This is a genomic window from Acidovorax sp. GW821-FHT10A04, assembly GCF_059415825.1.
Genome location: NZ_JBWKNZ010000002.1, coordinates 513,951 through 529,131, shown reverse-complemented (window position 1 = coordinate 529,131; position 15,181 = coordinate 513,951). Strand labels below are relative to the sequence as shown.

Below are 15,181 nucleotides of genomic sequence, written 5' to 3'. Positions count from 1 at the left end.
GATAGCAATCGACCCGGTGCCCGGTCAGACGACCGCGGGCTTCTTGCCAAGCGCCTTCATGCTCTGCACGCGCTCGACCATCTCCTGCGCGAACTCGATGAAGGCCTGGCTGCCCTTGGCCAGCGGGTCGAACACCACGCCCGGCAGGCCGTAGCTCGGGGCCTCGGCCAGGCGCACGTTGCGCGGGATCACGGTGTTGAACACCTTGTCGCCGAAGTGGTCCTTGAGCTGCTCGCTCACCTGCTGCTGCAAGGTGATGCGCGGGTCGAACATGACGCGCAGCAGGCCGATGATCTGCAGGTCGGCATTGAGGTTGGCATGCACCTGCTTGATGGTGTTGACCAGGTCGGTCAGGCCTTCGAGCGCGAAGTACTCGCACTGCATGGGCACGACCACGCCGTGGGCCGAGCACAGGCCGTTCAGGGTCAGCATGGACAAGGAGGGCGGGCAGTCGATGAGCACGAAGTCGTAGTCCGCATCGGCCTCGGCGAGCGCCGCCTTGAGGCGCTTTTCGCGGTGCTCCAGCGCCACCAGCTCGACCTCGGCACCGGCCAGTTCGCGGTTGGCGCCCAGCACGTAATAGCCGCACTTTTCGCTCAGCACGGCCGCCTCGCGCACCGATGCCGACTCGAGCAGCACGTCGTAGACCGTGAGGTCGAGCTTGCGCTTGTCCAGGTTCGAGCCCATGGTGGCATTGCCCTGGGGGTCCAGGTCGACCATCAGTACGCGCTGGCCGATCTTCGCCAGGCCGGCCGCCAGGTTGACGGTGGTGGTGGTCTTGCCGACGCCACCCTTCTGGTTGGCAATGCAAAAGATCTGGGCCATGGGGTTGGATGCCTTGTTTACTTCGAAATGGCCAGCTTGATGCCGAAACCGATCAGGAACACGCCAGCGACTTTTTCGAGCACGCGGCCGACGGTGGGGTTGGCGCGCATGCGCTCCGCCAGGTGGTGGGTAAGCAGCACGGCGATGAGGCCGTAGGCAAAGGTCAGGGCCGCCACGGTGGCCGCCATCACGCCGAAGGTCAGCAGGCCCTGGTGGCGGGCCGGGTCGACGAACAGCGGAAAAAAGGCCATGTAGAACACGATGGCCTTGGGGTTGAGCAGCGTGATCAGCGCGGCCTGCTTGAAATAGTGGCGCGGCTCGATGTTCAGGATGGGCTGGGCACCGGGCTTGGCCGTGAGCATCTTGAAGCCCAGCCAGGCCAGGTAGGCGGCGCCAAGCCACTGCACGGCATGGAAGGCCGCGGGGTAGGTGGACAGCAAGGCGGCTACGCCGGCCACCGCCGCCCACATCAGCACCTGGTCGCCGGCGATCACACCCAGGGTGGCGGCCAGGCCGCCCCGGATACCGCCCTTGCTGGTGGAGGTGATGAGCGCCAGATTGCCCGGACCGGGAATCGCCAGGAACAACACGATGGCCGCCACGAAGGCGCCGTAATCCGCAATGCCAAACATGAGAACCCCCAGGGGAAGACGAACCGCGAGGCTGGCTGATACCGCAGCAACAAAATGACCAGCGAGCGGCGAGTTTACGCGACCCGTGCGCGGGCCCCGCCCCTTTTTACTGGATACCGGTCATGCCGGCCGCATCCAGACGATGCAACGCTCCGCATCGAGCCCCGGCACGGTCAATGGTTCCACGTGAAACACCCGCACATCGCCTGGCAGCGCCGCGATTTCCTCGGCCGGGTGCTTGCCCTTCATGGCCAGCCACACGCTCTGCGGGCCCAGAGCCTGGCGCGACCAGGTGGTGAAATCCACCAGCGAGGCAAAGGCCCGGCTGGTCACCACATCGAACGGTCCGTCCAGGTTCTCGACCCGGGCGTGCACGCCGCGCAGGTTGGGCAGCTTGAGCGACACCGCCACCTGCTGGATGAAAGCCGCCTTCTTGGCCACGGTGTCCACGCAGCTCACATCGACGTCGGAGCAGCAGATGGCGATCACCGCACCGGGAAGGCCGGCACCGGCCCCAACGTCGAGCAGGCGGGCCCCCTGCCCTGGCGGCAAGGCCGCCTGCGCCAGCGCGCGGCGCAGCGGCGGCACCGCCGCCAGGCTGTCGAGCAGGTGGTGGGTGAGCATCTCCTTGGGGTCGCGCACCGCCGTGAGGTTGTAGACCTTGGTCCATTTCTGGATCAGGTCCAGGTAGCACAGCAGCGCATCGGCCTGCGCGTCCGAGAGGGACACACCGAGTTGCTCGGCCGCCGAGAGCAGCGTGGGGCGAAACGCCTGGGTCGTGGCGGAGGGGGTGTTCATGGGGAGCGGCATTTCCATTGTTCGATAGGCAGGCCCTGGTTCCACGTGGAACCATGGCGCTTGGCAGGTTCAGGAGCCCGTGCTGTTCCAGCAATTGGCTGGCTGGCCCTGGATCTGCACCCAGTAGCGGGTGCCCTGGCCCAGGGTGGTGTTGGTGGTGCGCAGGCCCACGATGCTGCCACTGTCCAGGCCATCCTTCACATCGGCCATGCGCCAGCCGCTGCCCAGCTCCTGCTCGCACCGGGCCGACGCCAGGGCCGCCGAGGTCAGGATGGCGCCCATCACGGGTTGGGTGGGTGCCAGCATGCCGCCGGTCCAGCCGGCCAAGCTGGCCTCGGTACTTCCGGCAGGCTTGGCAGCCGTACCGGGCTGGATGCACAGCACGGGCAGCACCACGCGGCACGAGGTGTCGCCCTGCTGGTGGTTGCAGGGGTGGTCATCCTTCAAGGGTCGGTCCGTCGCGCGGGGTTCACCGGCACAGCCCAGGCGCGCGACTTCGGCTGGCTGCTTGGCGTCGTCTGCCACCACCGCAAAGGTCAGGCCGTGGCCGATGCCGGATGCGGCCGGGGCGGCCACGGGTGCCGCGGCGGACGCAGGTGCCACCGCGGCCCGGGCCGCGGGCGCGACTGCGTTGGCCTTGGCGGTGGGCGGGTCGGCGCGCTTGTCACGCTCGTGCTTCATCCACAGGGGAATGCCCAGCAGCAGCAACAGCACCGCCACCACGGCCACGGTGCGCACCATCAGCAGCTCGCCCCGTTGCCGCACCCGACGCCCTGCCCTGTTGCCCCGCATGGGCGGCTCAGTGCGCAGCGGGTTCTGCATGGGTACGTGCACCGGCAATACCGCGGAACGCACCCTTCTTGAGGTGCACCATGAGCAGCGAAATGGTCGCAGGCGTGATGCCCGAAATGCGTGATGCCAGGCCCAGCGTCTCGGGACGGTGGCGCGTCAGGATCTGGCGTGCCTCGATCGACAGTGCCGCCACCTGCATGTAGTCCAGGTCCTCGGGCAGTTTGAGGTTTTCGTAGTGGGCGGCACGCTCCACTTCGTCCTTCTGGCGGTCGATGTAGCCCGAGTACTTGGCCGCGATCTCCAGCTGCTCGATCACGGATTCGCTCAAAGCACCCAGGGTTTCACGTGAAACATCGGCCGAGGCGTACTTGCCCCCGTCCATGCCCACCAGGGATGCGTAGCCCACATCGGGGCGACGCAGCAGTTCGAACAGGTTGTACTCGTGCTCGATGCTCTTGCCCAGCACCCGCTCGGATTCTGCCGCAGGCAGGCTGCGCGGGTTCACCCAGGTGGCCTTGAGGCGCTCTGTTTCACGTGAAACAGCGTCACGCTTGCGGCTGAAGGCATCCCAGCGGGCATCGTCCACCAGGCCCAGCTTGCGGCCCATTTCGGTCAGGCGCAGGTCGGCATTGTCCTCGCGCAGCTGCAGGCGGAACTCCGCCCGGCTGGTGAACATGCGGTAGGGCTCGTTCACGCCCTTGGTGATCAGGTCGTCCACCAGCACGCCCAGGTAGGCCTCGTCGCGGCCCGGCAGCCAGGGTGCATCGCCGCGGCACTGCAGTGCGGCGTTGACGCCCGCGAACAGGCCCTGCGCTGCGGCCTCCTCGTAGCCCGTGGTGCCGTTGATCTGGCCGGCGAAGAACAGGCCCTCGATCTGGCGCGTCTCGAAGCTGCTCTTGAGCGAGCGCGGGTCGAAGTAGTCGTACTCGATGGCGTAGCCGGGGCGCAGGATGTGCGCGTTCTCCAGACCCGGCATGCTGCGCACCAGCTCGTACTGGATGTCGAACGGCAGGCTGGTGCTGATGCCGTTGGGGTAGAACTCGTGCGTGGTCAGGCCCTCGGGTTCAAGGAAGATCTGGTGGCTGTCCTTGTCGGCAAAGCGGTTGATCTTGTCTTCCACGCTCGGGCAGTAGCGCGGGCCCACGCCCTCGATCTTGCCCGTGAACATGGGGCTGCGGTCGAAGCCGCTGCGGATGATGTCGTGCGTGCGCTCGTTGGTGTGCGTCACCCAGCACGGCATCTGCCGCGGGTGCATGGCGGCATCGCCCATGAAGCTGAACACCGGCACGCTGCCCTCGTTCACGCCGCCGGGCATGCCGTCGCCGGGCTGCTCGGTGCACTTGGAGAAGTCGATGCTGCGGCCATCCAGGCGCGGTGGCGTGCCGGTCTTCAGGCGGCCCTGGGGCAGCTTCAATTCCTTGAGGCGTGCCGACAGCGATACGGCGGGCGGGTCCCCTGCCCGCCCGGCCGCGTAGTTGTTCAGGCCCACATGGATCTTGCCGTCGAGGAAGGTACCGGCCGTGAGCACCACCGTGCGCGAGCGGAAGCGGATACCCACCTGCGTCACGGCGCCCACCACGCGGTCGCCCTCCACCATCAGGTCGTCCACCGCCTGCTGGAACAGCCACAGGTTGGGCTGGTTCTCCAGCATGCGGCGGATGGCGGCCTTGTAGAGGATGCGGTCGGCCTGGGCGCGCGTGGCGCGCACGGCCGGTCCCTTGGAGCTGTTGAGGATGCGGAACTGGATGCCGCCCTCGTCCGTGGCCAGGGCCATGGCGCCGCCCAGGGCATCCACCTCCTTGACCAGGTGGCCCTTGCCGATGCCGCCGATGCTGGGGTTGCAGCTCATCTGCCCCAGCGTCTCGATGTTGTGCGTGAGCAGCAGCGTCTTGCTGCCCATGCGGGCGGACGCCAGCGCGGCCTCGGTGCCGGCATGGCCACCGCCGACGACGATCACATCAAATTCCTGGGGGTACAACATGGGAGCGCTCCGGGGCCTGTCGGGCCCGATAATCAAAAATCCCGGCACGACGCATGGAGGCGGGCCCCGCCTGGGCCCGCCGTGCGCACCGGCCCCGCCCGGGTGCGGGGGTGCAAACCTGCACCCTGCCCCGGCGGGCAACCCGGGATTTTCCCACTTTGCGCCCACCGTGTCTGCCGACAGCCCTCTGACCCGCTTTCTCACCCGACTGGTGGGCGATCCGCCCGTACCGGTGGCAGCGTGGTGGGCAAGTGCCCGGCCGGCCGATTTCGCCAAGGGCCAGCCCTTGTTGCGCGCCGGCGAGCCATGGCGCCATCTATGGTGGGTGGAGCAAGGCGCCCTGCGCCTGTACCTCGTGGACCGGGACGGAGCGGAGTCCAACAAGAACTTCTTTCTCGACGGCGCCCTGTTCTGGCCCATCACCCCGAGCCTGCGGCAGCAGCCCGCAATGTTCCACGTGGAACCTTTGGAAGACAGCCGGGTGTGGGCGCTGCCCCTGCACGCATGGGGCACCGCCACGCCCACCGATGGCTGGGCGCCCTGGGCGGCGCTTGAGCACCGGGTCCTGTGCGCCCTGCTCGACGGCAAGATGCAGCGCGAGCAGGAGTTCCTGCAGCTGAGCGCACGCGAGCGCTATGCCGGGCTGCTGGCCCAGCACCCGGACTGGCCGCAGCGCATCGCGCTGCGGCACCTGGCGTCCTACCTGGGCGTCACCGATGTCACGCTCTCGCGCGTGCGCAGTGATATGGGCCTTATCAAAGGTTAAGGCGCGGGCCCACCGGGGCCGGCACAGTGGTTGCCATGCCTGCCACCGCTTTTTTCCACCCCCGTTCCGCCATCGCCGTGGCGCCCCACTTCCTGGCCGTGGTGTGGCTCGGGCTCATGGCCGGCTTCTTCGGCACCTACAGCGCCAATGTGAACCTGGCCATGCTGCAGATGGATGGCGCGACCTACGCCACCGTGCAGTCGGCCCTGAACCGCAACGTGCGCCACAGCCTGTTCTTTGCACTGTTCTTCGGCCCGCCGCTGTGGTGCGCGCTGGCACTGGCTACCGGCTGGGCCCGGCGCCGCGAAGCCTGGTGGCCCACGCTGGCCGCCGTGCTGCTGTCCTACCTGCTGGGCATGGTCTTCTTCACGCAGCAGGTGAACCTGCCGCTCAACGCGACCACCGAGGCCTGGAACCCGCAGGTGCTGCCCGCCGACTGGGCCCAGGTGCGCGCGCGCTGGAACGCGGCCAACCTCTGGCGCGCCCTGCTCAGCCTGGCCGCCTTCGTCGCGGCGCTGGTCACCCTGGTGTGGCGGCTGGCGCCGCCCCGGGCCGACCGCTAGGCTGCGCTTGCAGGAATCCTGCCTGGCGCCTGTGCTCCAATCCAGCCATGCACAAGAACCCGCTCCTCGTCTTCGCCGGCAGCACGCGCCAGCAATCGTTCAACCGCCGCCTGGCCTACGCAACCGCCGCGATCGCCCGCGATGCCGGCGCCGAGGTCACGCTGCTGGAGCTGTCGGACTACGACATCCCCATGTACAACGCCGACCTCGAAGCCCAGGGCACGCCGGCCGACGTGGTGCGCCTCAAGCAGGTGCTGTGGGCGCACCCGGCCTGGATCGTCTGCTCGCCCGAGTACAACGGCAGCTATACCGCCCTGCTCAAGAACACCATCGACTGGGCATCGAGCCCTGTGAGCGGCAACCCCGAATGGCAGGACGGCACCAAGCCCTTCCGCGGCAAGGTGGTGGGCATGCTCAGCGCCTCCAACGGTGGCCTGGGCGGCCTGCGCTCGCAAAGCCACCTGGCACCGCTGCTGCACAACCTGGAGTGCTGGCTCGCACCCAAGGCCTTTGCCCTGGGCCAGGCCAGCACGGCCTTCGACGAAGCGGGCGCCCTGGTGCAGGCGGTGCACCGCGAGCGCGTGCGCGCCGTGGTCGACCAGGTGCTCTGGGCCTCGGCCAGGCTGAATGCCTGATCTTTAGCTATTGAATAGATAGCAACTCATGCAGTGCAGATCGGGCTGCGGTGCCTGCTGCACCGCCCCCTCCATCAGCTCGCCGATCCCCGGCATGCCGCAGGGCAAGCCGGCGGGCGTGCGCTGCATCCAGCTCGGGGACGACGCACGCTGCCTTATTTTTGGGCAGCCCGAGCGCCCCGCCGTCTGCAGCGGCCTGCAGCCCTCGGCCGAGATGTGCGCGGGCAGCACGCGCGAAGCCATGGCCTTCCTGACGCGGCTCGAAGACCTGACACGCCCCTCGGCCTGATCAGTCCTCCTCGTCGTCATCTTTGTCGACTTCCGGCGGCACGTCCAGCGCCACCCGGGTCTCGAACTTGGAGCAGTTCATCGCGAACGTGCTCTTGAAGTTGCGCACGTTGTTGTTCGACGAGAACACCTCGCGCGTGAACGCGTGGTAGCGCTCCATCGACGCGGAGTTGATGATCAGCAGGAAGTCGAACTCGCCCGAGACCTCGTAGCAGGCCATCACATCGTCCTGCGCCGCCATCTTGGCCTCGAAGTTGCGCAGCAGCGCATCGTTCTGCTTGTCCAGCTCCACCGACACGAACACCGTGAGCGCGCGCCCCACGCGCTGCCGGTTCACCACCCCGACCTGCTTGAGCAGGATGCCCGCAGCGCGCAGGATGGCAATGCGCCGCTGGCAGGTGGCCGGCGAGCTGTTGACCTTGCGGGCCAGCACGCGCAGCGGCTGCGAGGCGTCTTCCTGCAGCAGGTTGAGGATCTGGATGTCCAGGCGGTCAAGGTTCATGGGCCCGCCCACGATACCAAAGGACGATGGGACAAATGCATCACTCTTCTCCAAATTGTGAGACAGATCCCTCATTGAACGCCGTATTGCGGTGGTTTCAACCGGGCGCCCACCCCAACAATGCGTAGGAACCATCCGACAACCGGGACGCATGCCATGACCATCACCACCGCAGCCGATTTCGACCAGCAGCTCGTGCGCTGGCGCCACCACCTGCACCGCCATCCCGAGACCGGCTTCAACGAGGTGGACACCGCCGACTACGTGGCGCGCCACCTCGCGGCCCTGGGCCTCGACGTGCAGCGCGGCATCGGCGGCACGGGGGTGGTGGCCAGCCTGCGCGTGGGCGACGGCGGCCCCGCCATCGGCCTGCGCGCCGACATGGACGCCCTGGCCATGGGCGAATCCGCACCCGGCCGCAAGCATGCCTCGCAGAACGCCGGCTGCATGCATGCCTGTGGGCACGACGGCCACATGGCGATGGTGCTCGGCGCCGCGCAACTGCTGGCCGAGCGCCGCGACTTTTGCGGCACGGTGCGCTTCATCTTCCAGCCCGCCGAAGAGCATGGCCGGGGCGCGGCCGCGATGATGGCCGACGGCCTGTTCGAGCGCTTCCCGGTCGACGAGATCTACGGCGCGCACAACATCCCCGGCATGCCGGCCGGCCACATGGCCATTCGCAGCGGCGGCATCATGGCCAGCGAGGACAACTTCGCCATCGAGATCACCGGACGTGGCGGCCATGCGGCACGCCCGCACATGGCCATCGATCCGCTGGTCATCGGCGCCGAGATCGTGCTCGCGCTGCAGACCGTGGTGGCCCGCTCGGTCGACCCGAGCCAGCCGGCCGTGGTCTCGTGCACCGAGTTCACCACCGACGGCATCCGCAACGCCCTGCCCACCCACGTCACGATCAAGGGCGATACGCGCAGCTACGCGCCCGCGGTACAGGCCCTGCTCGCAAAGCGCATGCGCGAGATCTGCGAAGGCATCTGCGCGGCCCACGGCGCCACCTGCCGCTTCAGCTACACGCACGAGTTCGCCCCCACCGTGAACTGGCCGGCCTGCGTGGAGGTGGCCAGCGCGGCCGCCGAAGCCGTGATCGGTGCCGAGCGCCTGGACCGCAATGTCACGCCGATGATGATCTCCGAGGATTTCGGCGCCTTCCTGCAGGTGGTCCCCGGGGCCTTCATGTTCATCGGCAACGGCGAGGCCGGCACGCCCGGCGGCGTGCCCCTGCACAACGCCGCCTATGACTTCAACGATGCGGTGCTGCCCGTGGGCGCGCGCTACTTTGCAGAAATCGCCCGCGTACGCCTTCCCGCTTCCTGAACCCGAGAATTCCATGCTGTTCACCAACCCCCAAGCCACACGCCGCCCCTATGACCCCGATCTGCAGCGCGTGATGAAACTCGCCACCGCCCGCGAAAGCCGCCAATGGCTGGCCGGCTGGGCGCAGCTGCGCCGCGGCAGCACACCGCTGCACGCCCTGCCCCACCTGGCGCGCCAGCTCGGCCTGGGCCAGCTATCCCTCAAGGATGAATCGGTGCGCTCGCCGCTGGCCAGCTTCAAGGTGCTGGGCGCGCCCGTGGCCCTGGTGCGCCTGGTGCAGCGCCAGTGGCCCGGGGCAGGATGGGCCCCGGCCGACCTGCTCGCGGGCCGGCATGCCGACGCGCTGGCCGACTTCACCGCCATCAGCGCCACCGACGGCAACCACGGCCGCGCGCTGGCCGCTGCGGCCCAGAGCATCGGCTGCCGCTGCGTGATCGTGCTGCATGCCCATGTCAGCGCCGAGCGCGAGCAACCCATCCGCGACCTGGGCGCCGAGGTCGTGCGCATCGCCGGCAACTACGACGACTCCGTGCAGGAGGCCGAGCGCCTGGCCCGCACCCACGGCTGGTGGGTGGTCTCAGACACCTCGTACGATGGCTACGAGGACATCCCGCGCGACGTCATGCAGGGCTACGGCATCCTGGTCGACGAACTGCTCGAACAGGTCCCCGCGCGCGCCGATGGCGCCAGCCCCTTCACCCATGTGCTGCTGCAGGGCGGCGTGGGCGGCCTGGCCGCAGGCGTCGTGGCGCCCCTGTGGGAGCGCTATGGCGCCGCACGCCCCCGCTTCATCGCCGTGGAGCCCGAGCAGGCCGACTGCCTGCTGCAAAGTGCCATCGCCCGCCGGCCGGCCCGCGCCACGGGCAGCGTGGATTCGGTGATGGCCGGCCTGGCCTGCGGCGAGACCTCGCCCCTGGCCTGGCGCTTCCTGCAGCCCACGGTGGACCTGTTCATGACCGTGGGCGATGCCCAGGCCGAAGCGGCCATGCGCACCCTGGCCAGCGGCACGGCGGGCGATGTCCCCGTGCTCAGCGGCGAATCGGGCGCCGCGGGCCTGGCCGGGCTCACCGCCCTCATGGCCGACCCGGCACTGGCGGCCCAGGCCGGCCTGGGCCCGGACGCACGCGTGCTGCTCATCAGCACCGAGGGCGCCACCGCCCCGGGTGTCTACCAGGCCATCACCGGCCGCAGCCCGGCCAGCGTGCGGCAGGCCCAGTCCGAATGGATGGCACGCCCGTTGCACGGATGACAATGGAGGAACCCACGCCCCCAGGAACCCCGATGACTGCACCCACCCTCGACTTCGATTCGCCCACCGTGCGCAAGCTGCGCGACGACCTCGCCCTGGCCCTGCGCGCCGCCGCCCACCATGGCCTGTCCGAGGGTGTGTGCAACCATTTCAGCGTGGAGCTGCCCGACCGCTCGGGGCGCTTTTTGCTCAACCCGCGCGGCCTGATGTGGAGCGAGGTGCAGGCCGAGGACATCGTGCTCATCGACGAACAGGGCCAGCGCCTGGCCGGCCGCCACGCGGTGGAACCCACGGCCATGTTCATCCACGCCGCCATCCACCGCCTGTGCCAGAAGGCCTGCGTGCTGCACACCCACATGCCCTACGCCACGGCACTCACGCTGACCACCGACCGGGCGCTCGACACCACGCTCTCGCAGAATGCCATGCGCTTCCATGGCCGCACGGCCGTGGACCCGAACTACAACGGCTTCGCGCTCGACGTGCGCGAGGGCGAGCGCATCGCGGGCGTGCTGCGCGCGGCGGACATCGGTTTCCTGAGCAACCACGGCGTGGTCGTCTGTGGCGATCGCATCGACTACGCCTACGACGACCTCTACTACCTGGAGCGCGCCTGCATGGCCCAGGTGCTGGCGCAATCCACCGGCCGCCCCCTGGCCCCGGCCAGCGCCACCCTGGCGCAGCACGTGAGCGAGCAGTCCATGGGCGAACGCCTGCAGTCCGAGCTGTTCTTCGAGGCGCTGCGCCGCAGGCTCTGATTTTTTCGCGGCCGAACTGTCACACAGCGGACCCCTGGCACGTCTGGTTATCGACCAAACTACGCTTGGAGCCCGACCATGACCGCACCACCCCTGGCCCCTGAGGCCGACGATACCTTTGCCACCTTGCGCCCTCGCCTGTTCGGCATCGCCTACCGCATGCTGGGTGTGCGCGCCGACGCCGAGGACGTGGTGCAGGACGCCTGGCTGCGCTGGAGCGGCACGGACACCACCGCCCTGCAGTCGGCCGAGGCCTGGCTGGTCACCGTGACCACGCGCCTGTCCATCGACCGGCTGCGCGCTGCCAAGGCCGAGCGCGAGGCCTATGTGGGCTGGTGGCTGCCCGAACCCTTGGTGGAGCAGCTCGATGAGCGCACACCCGAATCCGCCGCCGAACTGGCCGGTGAACTCTCGGTGGCCTTCCTCTACGTGCTCGAACGCCTGGGGCCCGAGGAGCGCGCCGCCTTCCTGCTGCGCCAGGTCTTCGACTACGACTACCCCGAGATCGCCGCCCAGCTGGGCAAGACCGAGGCCAGTTGCCGCCAGATGGTGCACCGCGCCAGCGAGCGCGTGCAGCAGGCACGCACCCGCTTCGAGGTGCCGCGCAAGGTGCACCACCAGCTGCTCGAACGCTTCATCGCGGCCGCCCACAGCGGCCAGCGCGATGCCATCGAGGCCCTGCTGTCCGAAGACGCCATGCTGATCGGCGACGGCGGCGGCAAGGTGCAGTCCTTCCCGCACCCGCTGGTGGGGGCCTTCCGCATCGCCAACCTGTTCTGGGCGCAGTGGCGGCGCATGGCCGAGCAGGTGGTCTACCGCACCGTGCTCATCAATGGCGAGCCGGGCCTCTTGCGCTACATCGACGGCCGGCTCGAATCGGCCCAGGCCATCGTGACCGACGGCGAGCGCATCGTCGCCATCTATGCGATCCGCAACCCGGACAAGCTCACGGGCATCCCGCTCACACTCGATTGATGAACACCCCCTGAGTCGCTTCGCGCCTTCACCCCTCTCTCGCATTGCTGCGCAATGCGGGAGGGGGACGCCCCCAGTGCACGCAAGCGAAGCGCCGCATACGCGGCTTGGCGGCCCTTGCACGGGGGCACTGGCCTTGGCCGTGCCAGTTTCATGCGATGCGGGTGACGCGCAGCGCTGTGGAGAACTGAGAGAAAGTTTTTTGCGCCCGGCTGTCACAACGGCACCGGCCCACGCGTCTTGATGGGTATGGAAGGCAACGAAAGGCCCGGCGCCTTCCAGTTCCAACCCTTCATCACCCACCAAACGGAGTTTTCACCATGACCCAGCACACCGCCCGCCTGCCCTACCACCAGCTCGCCAACAAGGCCTTCATGGGCCTCGTGAACCTGTCCGAGACCGTCAAGAAGGGCAGCATCGGCGCCCGCCTGGCCGAACTCGTCTTCCTGCGCGTCTCGCAGATCAACGGCTGCGCCTACTGCATGGACATGCACTGGACCTACCTGGCCAAGGACGGCATGGAGCCACGCCACCTCAACGCCGTGGCCGGCTGGCGCGAGGCGCCCTTCTTCAGCGAACGCGAGCGCGCCGCCTTCCGCTGGGCCGAGATCATCACCGCCACGCCGCACAGCGACGCCAGCGACGAAGAGTTCGCCCTGCTCAAGGCGCAGTTCAACGACACCGAGATCGCCGAACTGGGCTTTGCCATCGGCGTCATCAACGCCTGGAACCTGATCAACGCGGGCATGCGCGCCCCCATCCCGGCGCAGGCGGGCTGAGCACGCGGGTTTCCCACCCCGAATCCCGGGGTGGGCGACAATACGGGGCCGGCCGGTGTGGTGCGGCCCGGATCCTGATGCGCGCCCTGCCTCGGACCCCAGCGAGCCCCGTGGCGCAAAGGACCGGCATGCCGATCGCACCGCAGGAGCTGGTGGCCCACCTGGACCCCCTCGTCTCCGACCCCCGCCGGCTGGCGGCCGTGCACAGCGTTGCGCTGCTGGACAGCCCGACGGAGGAAACCTTCGACTCCATGAGCCGCCTGGCCGTGAACCTGGTCGGCGCGCCCGCGAGCTTCCTGTCCATCGTCGACGCCGAGCGCGATTTTTACAAAAGCGCCCACGGCTTTCCGCAGGAACTGGCCGCTGCGCGCGAGATGCATGGCCGCACCTTCTGCCACTACGCGATTGCCAGCACCGATCCGCTGGTGATCGAGGACACCCATGCCGACCCGCTGTGGCGCGCCGTGCCCACGGTCAACAGCCTGGGCGTGCGCGCCTACGTGGGCGTGCCGCTCATCGTCGATGGCCAGCCCATCGGCAGCTTCTGCGTCATCGACAACCAGCCGCGCAGCTGGACGGACACCGAGGTCGAGACCCTGGTGCAGCTCGCCAGGGCCGCCGCGCGCGAGATCCAGCTGCGCAGCGCGCTCAGGGAATCCGAGGCCAATGCCGAACGCGCCCATGCACTGGCCAAGGCCAACGAAGAACTGCTCGCCGTGGTCGCGCACGACCTGCGCTCGCCCCTGCAGGTGATGGGCCTGAACACCAGCGTGCTCGCCCGCGCCGGCCACGCCCCCTCGCTGCCGGCCCTCCGCCGCATCGAAGGCGCCATCACCTCCATGAAGCGCCTGGTGGAAGACCTGCTGTCGACCCACGCCGTGGACAGCCGCGAACGCACCCTGTGCGAGACCATCGCACCGGCCCGGCTGCTGGCCGATGCGGCAGACGCGATGGGCATGGTGGCCGAGCGCGCCGGCATCCACCTGCACCTGGTGCCCGCACAGGCGGGCGAGGTCTTCGTGGACTATGCCCAGCTGCTGCGCGTGCTGTGCAACCTGATCGGCAACTGCGTCAAGTACTGCCCATCAGGGAGCACCGTCACCCTCTGTGCGACCGAGACGGAGGACAGCATCGTCATCCGGGTCACCGACGATGGCCCCGGCATGGGCGAGGCCGAGCAGTCCTGCGCCTTCGAGCGCGGCTGGCAGGGCAGCGCCGGCGTGGCCGGGCAGGACGGCGCGGGCCTGGGCCTGTGGATCGTGCGCACCCTGGTCGAGCAGAACCAGGGCCGCGTTGCGCTGCACAGCGCAGCCGGCCAGGGCACCGAGGTCGCCGTGCGCCTGCCACGCCACCGCAGCTGAGCCCCCAAGCGGCCGCCACCGCGTCCCCGGCGCCACGAGCACCCGCACACGGGACTCAGGGAATGCCGTACTTGTTCGGGTAGCGGATGTTCTCGCGCATGTGCGCGCTCATCGGGATGCGCAGCGTGGCGGTGTCGAACCACTGGCGGTACAGGGCCGCCAGCTCGCCCGAATGCATCAGCCCCAGCACCGTGCGGTCCACCACCTCGCGCAGCGGCAGGTCATCCTTGGGCAGCATGAAGGCATAGGGCTCCACCGTGAGGTGGCGGCCGGTCACATGCAACTCCCCGCGCAGCGGCGATGATGCGACAAGGCCGTAGAGCAGCACATCGTCCTGCGCGAAGGCATCGACCTGGCCCTGCTCCACCAGGCGCACGCCTTCCGCGTCGGTGGCCACCAGGGTCACGACAATCTCCTGCTCGCGCTCCACGCGCTGCAGCGTCTCCTGCGCGGTGGTGCCCTTGCTCACCGCAATGCGCCGCCGCCATAGGCTCTGAACACCATCGAGCTGCACCGACTGCCGCGCCAGGAAGCGCACCCCGGTGGTGAACAGCGTGTGCGAGAAATCCACCTCCTTTTGCCGGCCCACGGTGTTGGTGTTGCCCCCGCACTCGATGTCGATGCTGCCGGCTGCAAGCAGCGGGATGCGCTGCGCCGCCTCCAACGGGCGGAACGCCACCCGCAGGTCCGGCCGGCCCAGCTGCTTGCGCAGCGCCTCCACCACCTTGTTGCACACGGCGATCGAATAGCCCACGGTGTTGCCCGCCGCATCGCGAAAGGCAAAGGTGCCGGGCGTGGGGATGTAGCCCACGTGCACGGTGCCGCTGCGCGCGATGCGGGCCAGTGCACCGCCCGTGCCCTGGGCATGGGCCAGAGGGCCCAGCAGGGCCAGCACGATCAGGACCGACAGGGATTTCGCGAAAACACGTGCACACATGGCTCACT

The 15,181-nt window shown here is 68.7% G+C and carries 17 protein-coding genes; 10 read left to right on the top strand and 7 right to left on the bottom strand.

Going from position 1 to position 15,181, the window contains the following annotated elements; genetic code table 11:
* Positions 1-24 precede the first annotated feature (24 nt).
* From AC07PF_RS06830 to mnmG, 5 genes are all read right to left on the bottom strand, one after another.
* Positions 25-825: a ParA family protein gene (locus AC07PF_RS06830; RefSeq protein ID WP_494611288.1), complete on the bottom strand. Its 801-nt coding sequence runs from the start codon at positions 823-825 to the stop codon at positions 25-27.
* A 17-nt stretch (positions 826-842) separates the two neighbouring features.
* Positions 843-1,457, bottom strand: a complete 615-nt coding sequence (locus tag AC07PF_RS06825) for a LysE family transporter (protein ID WP_007857032.1) — start codon at positions 1,455-1,457, stop codon at positions 843-845.
* Between the two features lie 120 nt (positions 1,458-1,577).
* Positions 1,578-2,255 (bottom strand): 16S rRNA (guanine(527)-N(7))-methyltransferase RsmG, encoded by a 678-nt coding sequence (gene rsmG / locus AC07PF_RS06820; RefSeq protein ID WP_494611287.1) that lies wholly within the window; start codon positions 2,253-2,255, stop codon positions 1,578-1,580.
* Positions 2,256-2,324: 69 nt separating this feature from the next.
* On the bottom strand, positions 2,325-3,047 hold the full coding sequence (locus AC07PF_RS06815) for a hypothetical protein (RefSeq protein ID WP_494611286.1): 723 nt from the start codon (positions 3,045-3,047) through the stop codon (positions 2,325-2,327).
* A gap of 7 nt (positions 3,048-3,054) precedes the next feature.
* A complete protein-coding gene (gene mnmG / locus AC07PF_RS06810) occupies positions 3,055-5,028 on the bottom strand; it encodes a tRNA uridine-5-carboxymethylaminomethyl(34) synthesis enzyme MnmG (RefSeq protein ID WP_494611285.1) in 1,974 nt (657 codons plus the stop codon).
* Between the two features lie 169 nt (positions 5,029-5,197).
* Here mnmG and AC07PF_RS06805 point away from each other — a divergent pair, with 169 nt between their 5' ends.
* The 4 genes from AC07PF_RS06805 to AC07PF_RS06790 are packed head-to-tail and all read left to right on the top strand — an operon-like array spanning position 5,198 to position 7,281.
* A complete protein-coding gene (locus AC07PF_RS06805; protein ID WP_494611284.1) occupies positions 5,198-5,794 on the top strand; it encodes a Crp/Fnr family transcriptional regulator in 597 nt (198 codons plus the stop codon).
* A gap of 35 nt (positions 5,795-5,829) precedes the next feature.
* Complete coding sequence (locus AC07PF_RS06800) at positions 5,830-6,357, top strand: anthrone oxygenase family protein (RefSeq protein WP_494611283.1); 528 nt, start codon at positions 5,830-5,832, stop codon at positions 6,355-6,357.
* A gap of 47 nt (positions 6,358-6,404) precedes the next feature.
* Positions 6,405-6,992: an NADPH-dependent FMN reductase gene (locus AC07PF_RS06795; RefSeq protein ID WP_007857038.1), complete on the top strand. Its 588-nt coding sequence runs from the start codon at positions 6,405-6,407 to the stop codon at positions 6,990-6,992.
* Positions 6,993-7,020: 28 nt separating this feature from the next.
* A complete protein-coding gene (locus tag AC07PF_RS06790) occupies positions 7,021-7,281 on the top strand; it encodes a YkgJ family cysteine cluster protein (RefSeq protein WP_007857039.1) in 261 nt (86 codons plus the stop codon).
* Here AC07PF_RS06790 and AC07PF_RS06785 read toward each other — a convergent pair whose 3' ends face one another.
* Complete coding sequence (locus tag AC07PF_RS06785) at positions 7,282-7,782, bottom strand: Lrp/AsnC family transcriptional regulator (protein WP_007857040.1); 501 nt, start codon at positions 7,780-7,782, stop codon at positions 7,282-7,284.
* Positions 7,783-7,938: 156 nt separating this feature from the next.
* Here AC07PF_RS06785 and AC07PF_RS06780 point away from each other — a divergent pair, with 156 nt between their 5' ends.
* The 6 genes from AC07PF_RS06780 (at position 7,939) to AC07PF_RS06755 (ending at position 14,236) form a co-directional block, all read left to right on the top strand.
* Positions 7,939-9,114, top strand: a complete 1,176-nt coding sequence (locus AC07PF_RS06780) for a M20 aminoacylase family protein (RefSeq protein WP_494611282.1) — start codon at positions 7,939-7,941, stop codon at positions 9,112-9,114.
* 13 nt (positions 9,115-9,127) lie between these two features.
* Positions 9,128-10,363 (top strand): diaminopropionate ammonia-lyase, encoded by a 1,236-nt coding sequence (locus AC07PF_RS06775; RefSeq protein WP_494611281.1) that lies wholly within the window; start codon positions 9,128-9,130, stop codon positions 10,361-10,363.
* A gap of 32 nt (positions 10,364-10,395) precedes the next feature.
* A complete protein-coding gene (locus AC07PF_RS06770) occupies positions 10,396-11,121 on the top strand; it encodes an aldolase (RefSeq protein WP_494603460.1) in 726 nt (241 codons plus the stop codon).
* A gap of 78 nt (positions 11,122-11,199) precedes the next feature.
* Positions 11,200-12,096 carry an RNA polymerase sigma-70 factor gene (locus tag AC07PF_RS06765; protein ID WP_494611280.1) on the top strand — a complete coding sequence of 299 codons (897 nt, stop codon included), beginning with the start codon at positions 11,200-11,202 and terminating at the stop codon, positions 12,094-12,096.
* Positions 12,097-12,416: 320 nt separating this feature from the next.
* Positions 12,417-12,875: a carboxymuconolactone decarboxylase family protein gene (locus AC07PF_RS06760; protein ID WP_007857045.1), complete on the top strand. Its 459-nt coding sequence runs from the start codon at positions 12,417-12,419 to the stop codon at positions 12,873-12,875.
* 128 nt (positions 12,876-13,003) lie between these two features.
* Positions 13,004-14,236 (top strand): GAF domain-containing sensor histidine kinase, encoded by a 1,233-nt coding sequence (locus AC07PF_RS06755; RefSeq protein ID WP_494611279.1) that lies wholly within the window; start codon positions 13,004-13,006, stop codon positions 14,234-14,236.
* Between the two features lie 55 nt (positions 14,237-14,291).
* Here AC07PF_RS06755 and AC07PF_RS06750 read toward each other — a convergent pair whose 3' ends face one another.
* Entirely contained in the window at positions 14,292-15,173 is an 882-nt protein-coding gene (locus AC07PF_RS06750; protein ID WP_494611278.1) for an amino acid ABC transporter substrate-binding protein, read from the bottom strand.
* Positions 15,174-15,181: the final 8 nt, after the last annotated feature.